The organism is Parabacteroides sp. ZJ-118, assembly GCF_011038785.1.
In the GTDB taxonomy this organism is placed as follows: domain Bacteria; phylum Bacteroidota; class Bacteroidia; order Bacteroidales; family Tannerellaceae; genus Parabacteroides.
This window is the reverse complement of record NZ_JAAKDT010000044.1, coordinates 20935-28089: the sequence shown is the minus strand read 5'-3', so window position 1 is coordinate 28089 and position 7155 is coordinate 20935. Positions and strand designations below refer to the sequence as shown.

Below are 7155 nucleotides of genomic sequence, written 5' to 3'. Positions count from 1 at the left end.
TATGCTCTGCATAGCTGATGTCATATCAGAATTCTTGAAAAATGTTTTGATATCCGAGAGGAAAGGAGTAACTTTGTGTATCGACATGGGCTTGAGTTATTTTTGTTTTTGCACCTTAAAATTACTCATTTTCTTGCAATTATGCAAGAGTCCATGTCGATTTTTATATCCCTACCGCTGGAAATCAGCACTTGCGAAACTTGAATCATTTGACATATATAATCTAGGATTTATGAATTATGATTGAGATCATCTCCGCCACACTTCCTACGATTCTTGCGCTCTCTTCCGCGGGAAACTGAATACACAGACTATCCGGAGCATTGCAATAAACACTTATATAATCCTCGCTAACCGACGAAGGCTTAAAACCATTCCGGATCAAGGCATTCCCAACCCAATAAGAAGTCATAAAATCTCCCTCAACCCCAATAAGCCTTGTTGGAGCCACCGTATTCAATTTCCCGGTATTCGGGTCAAACACGATTCCTTCCTTGCTAAAGAAAGTCTCGAAAGCCCCTCCCATAATCAAGTCCTCCGGCGTTCCACATGCCATCGGGCGACTTTTCTCCTGCAACCATAGACAGTCTCCCAACTGGATCGCCAAATCAAGATCATGCGTCGATAACAGAATCGCTTTTTGCTGCTCTACCGCTAATTTATGTAACAAGACCATCGTCTCTATCCGGCTTGTCACATCCAGAAAGGCCGTTGGCTCATCCAACAATATGATGGGGCATTGCTGTGCCAGCGCTTTGGCAATCATGGCTTTCTGACGCTCGCCATCACTAAGTTCCGATACATAATTATGAGCCTTATGAATAATACCCGCGGCGGCCAGCGATTCCTCGATAATCCTGCGATCTTCCTTCCTCAATTGGCCGAAAAAGCCGGTATAAGGATGCCTTCCTAAAGAAACTAACTCGTAAACCGTTATTCCACCGGCATTTGTCTTCTCCGTCAAGACAACTCCTACCATCCGTGAGAAATTAGCTTGCGAATAAGAGTTCAACGGTTTCCCCATTAGCTCGATCTCTCCTCCCAAAGGAGGTTGAAAACCGCATAATGTCCTCAATAAGGTAGACTTTCCCGCTCCATTTAATCCAAGAAGGCAAGTCACCTCACCCGGATATAGATCCAGATCCAACGCATCATGCACGCACTTCCTCTGTCCGCCCTTTAGTACATACCCAATACTTAAATCACTTGTCTTTATCACAGGGGTCCGTTCCATAACCATTAATTAAAATATTGAATATTTTTCCGGTTCACGATCACATAAATAATAACAGGCGCCCCAAGCATAGGAGTAACCGCGTTCAATGGCAAGATTGTATTACTGCCCGGTATCACCATCAGCATATTACATAGAAGGGCGACACAAGAACCTGTCAGTATCGTAACCGGTACCAACAGCTTATGATTGGAAGAACCTAACATCAACCGGGCGATATGCGGAACCGCCAGTCCGATAAAGGAAATGGGTCCGCAAAAAGCAGTAGTCGTAGCCGTTAATATTCCCGTACACAAAAGGATCACAATTCGCGTTCGTTTGATCCGGATACCTAAATTAGCGGCATACATTTCTCCCAACAATAAGGCATTCAAAGGTTTGATTAGCAAGATCGCCAACAGCAGCCCGGTTAACGCACAAGACCCGAAGAAAGGTAATTGTTCCAAGGATACACCGGAAAAGTTACCGAGTCCCCACATCACGAACGCATGTACCCGATCTGTGGATGAATAATAATTCAAGATAGAAATAACCGAAGAAGCCAGATAACCAATCATGATACCGATAATCAGGAGCATGACATTATTCTTCACTTTTGCCGAAAAACAGATAATCAGCCCCAGTATCACGCAAGCTCCTACGAAGGCCGCGAGGATTACCGCCATATATCCGCTGACCGGCCAATCCGTGAACTGCCCCAATGTACCACCAAAATAAAGCATGATGGCGGCTACTCCAAGATTAGCCCCATCACTAATTCCCAATATGGAAGGTCCCGCCAACGGATTCCGGAACAATGTCTGTAGTAACAATCCACTGGTAGCCAAGGAAGCCCCAGCCAACAATGCGGTTATAGCCTGAGGTAAACGAGATTGCAACACAATATTCTGCCACGCGATCTTATCAGATCCCTTTCCCAGCAAAATATCCACCACGTGATCCAAAGGAATTGGTACGGCTCCATACGCCAGCCCCCCTACAAAAAGCACCAAAAGGACCACCCCTACTAACGGATAAAAAAGCAGCGCTTGTTTGTTCATGGCGCGAATTTAGATAAAAACCGTGGGATTCTACACCGGATACAGAAACACTTTTTCATGGCAATAATTGTCTAAGGCCATACAAAATGGGCTAGGTGCTTTCCTGAGATTGCATCTAGCCCTTGGTTTAAAATTTATTTAAAATTTATTAGAATGCGGGATACCCCGGGTTCTGTACCAGCTTATCGTTACTTTGCCATGCCTTATAAGGTATAGGGAATAATTTGCGATATTCCGGAGTTGCTTCCGGACGCAAGTAACCCGGCGCATTAAATTTGCCAAAACGGATCATGTCTTGACGGCTGACCATTTCCCATGCCAACTCGTACCTGCGTTCTTGATAGACCTTATCAAGGTCTACCGTCTCATAATTGTGATTGGAGTTTCCGTACGCACGCTCACGAATAGCGTTAACCAAGCGGGTCGCCTCCGCGATATCCTTGCCCATACGTACCAAAGCCTCGGCTTTCATCAAGTATACATCCGCTAAGCGGAAGATATGGAAGTCGTTTTCCATATCCGTGTTATTCATACCGGCTTCAAATGTCCATTTGTTACAACGGGCACCTTCCTCTTGTTGAACCTCACCCCAAATGCCATCGTATTTCTCAACGCTCATCATGTTGAAATCAACCGTATGGATCAATTCACGTCCATGATCGGTAATCAACACGCTTCCTGTCGCAGGGTCAATCATCGGGCCGAGCAAGAAGGAACCTTCATAACGGGGATCTTCCGTATCAAACTCTTTTACGTAATCCGGTTGAGCGGACATACCATTCCAAACTCCTTTCGAAAAGCCTAAAGCGATGGGATCCTTGTAGTGCAACGTACGGTTGTGGATATAATTACCACCGATTGTCTTGCTGAAAGGTATCGCGAAGATAGCCTCACCGGAAACATGGTTGCTCGGATTGAAGTTCGTCTTCCAGTCCGGCTCAAGGATATATCCCAGCGACATCACCTTGTCACAAGCCTCGGCTGCCTCGCTCCACATGGATTGGCCAATCCATTCCTGTGCGTTCAGATACATCTTAGCCAGCAACGTATAAGCCGCGCCTTGCGTGAACTTACCATAAGTAGAGGCGTTCGCTTCGGCAGGAAGCGTTTCTTTTATCTCATTCAGCTCAGAAATGACGAACTTGAAAAGATCCGCACGAGAAGTCACGGCAGGCATCTCAGTCGACCCGAAATCTGTCGCCAAAGGTGCGTTGCCAAATAGGTCGACCAACAAATACACCCAAAACGCACGTACGCCACGGATCTCACTAAACGTCCTTTGTTTCAGTTCGTCGCTCATAGACGCATTCTGCTCGACCAAGTGGTACACCATATTACAGGTGGCGATACCATCCATACACTCGTTCCAGCTGTTGTTAACGAGGTTATTCATGACTGTCCAGTTACGGCGTTGCATTTCCATGTGATAACCACCGTCCCACCAGTCTCCACCGATACGTGTCGGAGAGATCGCCATATCGGAAGCCTCTTCCACCAAGCAGAAGAAATCACCGGGCCATATACCTTTCAACTCACTGTAAACCGGAGCGATAATCGAGTTGATCTGCGCTTGTGTCTCACCGAATTGATCAGAAGGTATTGTATCGTATACCGTTTCATCCAAATCTGTACAAGCCGGAGCGCCGCAAACGAGTGCCGCTCCCAGTAACCATTTTGATATAATTGTACTTTTCATCCTTTTTTAATTTAAATATTAGAAAGTAAGGTTTACGCCAAACGTGAATGTTCTGGCTTTCGGGTAGAACTCACGATCTTCGACACCCGGTGCCAAACCGTTGTTACGACCCATATTCGTCTCGGGATCCAAACCCTTGTAACCCGTGATCACGAACAAATTCTGTCCGGTCACATAGATACGGGCCTTATCCAGCCAGTTCAGTTTCTTCGTGTTGAACGTATATCCCAAAGTGATATTATCCAATCTTACAAAAGACGCATCCTCTATATAAAGCGAGCAGTACTTCGGAACCTCTTTCAATTGATAAGTCAATGGATCATCCAAAGCGTTGGATCCGATCAAATAACCCGGCTGAGCGTATGCCATACGCACATGGTTCAATACCTTTTGTCCAATGCTTCCACGGAAGAAGAATGAGAAATCAAATGCTTTATAGCGGAACGAGTTCGTCCAACCGAACATCAAATCGGGCTGGGCATCACCTATATAGTCACGATCATCCTCGGAGATTTGCCCATCACCTGTTTTGTCATACAATATGTATTTCCCATCAGCGTCGATGCCATCGCATCTCCATCCGTAGAACTGACCGATCGGGCGGCCCTCTTCTACTACGTGAGTCGTTCCGCCGGAGCTACCGCGGATCCATGCGTCGCCGGCATAGATACGGGTCGTGGTAAAGTCGTCATTCGATAAGCTGGTAACCTCGTTCTTGTTATGGGACATATTCAAGGTCGTGTTCCAAGAGAAGTCTTTCGTACGGATCGCGTCGAAGTTCAATAATAGCTCGACACCCGTGTTCTTCATGTCACCCACGTTAGCCATCATCGAGCGGTACAAGTAGGGAGGAGAGGGAACCGTATAGGTATAAAGCATGTCCTTTGTCCGCTTGTCGTACCACTCAACCGTACCACCCAGGCGACCGTTGAACAATTGGAAGTCCAAGCCGACATTCAACATGGAAGTCTGCTCCCACTTCAAGTCAGGGTTCGCATTCTGGTTGATCTTATAGCCGGTCATCCAGCTGCCGGAGTCGTAATACTTGTCGCTGGCGCCATAAAGCTCCAGGGTCTTGTATGGTGTCAAGCCATCTTGGTTACCCGTCACACCCCAGCCGGCGCGTAACTTCAAGTCACTAACCCAATCCACATCCTGCATGAACGCCTCCTGGGAAATACCCCAAGCCGCTGATACGGACGGGAAGATACCCCACTTATGATTGGCACCGAACTTGGAGGAACCATCACGGCGCACGGTAGCTGTAATCATATAACGCTCCGCATAGCTATAATGGGCGCGGGCGAACATAGAGATCAGACGATACTCGTTCTTTTGCGAGGTCACGTCGTCCGGACGCAAGTCTTGTCCGGCTTGCAACTTATTAGCGCCAAGCATATCCGTCGTGAAGCTACGGTTGGCGGCCGTGAACTCGGAGAAGGTATTCTCCTCCCATGAGTAACCCAGCAAACCGTTCACTTTGTGAACGTCGTTGAAAGTCTTGTCATAGTTCAAGGTCCACTCCATCATGTCCTTGTCGTATGTCTGGTTTCTCTTGTAGGCGTATCCGCCATCATCACGGCCGGCATCAGTCGTGGAGTCGTAGTATTGCGAGTACTCGTTCATGCGGCGGCTCTTGTAGAGGTTGGCCTTGATGTCCAGCCCGTCAATGATCGAGAATTGGATATCGCCTACGCCATAGTAGCTATTTGTCTTGTTCTCGCGTGTGTTGGCCTCGATGTTATGAACCGGGTTACCCAAGTCGTAGCCCACGTTCTCGTACCAGCTTCCGTCCGACATCTTCACCGGGAATACGGGCAGCATGTTGTATGCCAGCACGAAATTGTACCCGTAGGTAGGATTGTAATCCAATACGGTAGCCGCTCCTGTCAAACCGATACGCAAGCGGTCATTGATAGCGCGTTGCTGGAACTGGAAACGGAAGTTGAAACGTTCCATCTCATTGTCGCGAATGACACCGGAGTTCTTCAAGTAGTTCACAGACGCACGGTAGTTGCTCTTAGAGGTGCCTCCGGACAACGACAAAGAGTGATTCTGGGAGAAGCCCGTACGGGAAATCTCATCAAACCAGTCGGTGCTTGCCCCGTACTGGTCGAACTGCTTGGCCTGTTCAGACTGTCCTACGGAAGCAGCGTAGGAGCGCCACTCGTCGGCCGTTAATAAATCAGGCTTGTTTGCCAACGAGGAAAGGGCAACATAACCGTCGTAGTTCACTTGCGTCTTCGACCCGGAGCCTCTCTTGGTCGTGATCAAGATCACACCTCCGGCGGAACGGGAACCGTAGATAGCAGCCGAGGAGGCGTCTTTCAACACGGAGATGGACTCGATATCGGAAGGAGCCACCGTGGACATGTCGCCACCGGGTATTCCATCAATCACGATCATCGGACCCTTGTCGTTCTGCAACGTGGAGGTACCGCGCAAGCGAATCTGCGGGCTTGAGGATACGTCGCCTGAGCCAGACGCGATGTTCAAGCCGGCTACCTTACCTTGCAACAGGTCGGAGGCCTCGCGCGTGACACCTTGGTTGAAATCCTTCTCCGTGATATTCGCCACGGATCCCGTGATCTCTTTACGGGTCTGCGTACCGTAACCGATGGCTACGACCTCGCCCAGGTTCACTACGGAGGGAGACAGCTTGATATCTACCGTACTACGTCCCTTCACGCTCTCTTCTACCGTGTTGTAACCGATGAAGGATGCATGGAGCACAGCCTTTTTCAAGTCATTTACGGTAAGGCTGTAGTTACCGTCCATGTCGGTGATGGTACCGTTGGTGGTTCCTTTCTCGACGATGTTCGCGCCGATAATGGGTTCACCTAGTTCGTCCAGAACTTTTCCTTTGACAGCGCCAGATTGGGCGAAGGCCGCTGTCATGCAAAGAGACATCAACACTGAAAGTATCGCCACCTTACAGCGTTTGAAAGAATCAAAAGTTTTCTTTCGTTGCATAATTACTTAATTTTAAGATTAACAATCATTGAATTAACAAACACAATTGAGAATTTCCGATGCGAATATAACTGTTTTTTTTAAATAAAACCATTTTAGTGTAAAAAATCGTGTAGTTCTGGACGAACTACGGTTCTGACTGGCTGTGGCGCCAGACGAACGTCATGAAGTATGCCATTTAGCGTCTGGACATTAGGAGATCGCTACAGTAT

At 47.8% G+C, this 7155-nt stretch carries 4 protein-coding genes; all 4 read right to left on the bottom strand.

Annotated features, from left to right (window positions below):
• Positions 1 to 223: 223 nt before the first annotated feature.
• Positions 224 to 1234 (bottom strand): ABC transporter ATP-binding protein, encoded by a 1011-nt coding sequence (locus G7Y39_RS11230; protein WP_165157555.1) that lies wholly within the window; start codon positions 1232 to 1234, stop codon positions 224 to 226.
• Between the two features lie 5 nt (positions 1235 to 1239).
• Entirely contained in the window at positions 1240 to 2274 is a 1035-nt protein-coding gene (locus G7Y39_RS11225; RefSeq protein ID WP_165157554.1) for an iron ABC transporter permease, read from the bottom strand.
• A gap of 148 nt (positions 2275 to 2422) precedes the next feature.
• On the bottom strand, positions 2423 to 3970 hold the full coding sequence (locus G7Y39_RS11220) for a RagB/SusD family nutrient uptake outer membrane protein (protein WP_165157553.1): 1548 nt from the start codon (positions 3968 to 3970) through the stop codon (positions 2423 to 2425).
• Between the two features lie 18 nt (positions 3971 to 3988).
• On the bottom strand, positions 3989 to 6943 hold the full coding sequence (locus tag G7Y39_RS11215) for a TonB-dependent receptor (RefSeq protein WP_165157552.1): 2955 nt from the start codon (positions 6941 to 6943) through the stop codon (positions 3989 to 3991).
• Between the last annotated feature and the right edge of the window lie 212 nt (positions 6944 to 7155).

What these genes read in the sequence shown, in the direction of transcription:
- G7Y39_RS11230 (WP_165157555.1), bottom strand. Translation starts at nt 1,234, where the DNA reads ATGGAACGGACCCCTGTGATAAAGACAAGTGATTTAAGTATTGGGTAT.
- G7Y39_RS11225 (WP_165157554.1), bottom strand. Translation starts at nt 2,274, where the DNA reads ATGAACAAACAAGCGCTGCTTTTTTATCCGTTAGTAGGGGTGGTCCTT.
- G7Y39_RS11220 (WP_165157553.1), bottom strand. Translation starts at nt 3,970, where the DNA reads ATGAAAAGTACAATTATATCAAAATGGTTACTGGGAGCGGCACTCGTT.
- G7Y39_RS11215 (WP_165157552.1), bottom strand. Translation starts at nt 6,943, where the DNA reads ATGCAACGAAAGAAAACTTTTGATTCTTTCAAACGCTGTAAGGTGGCG.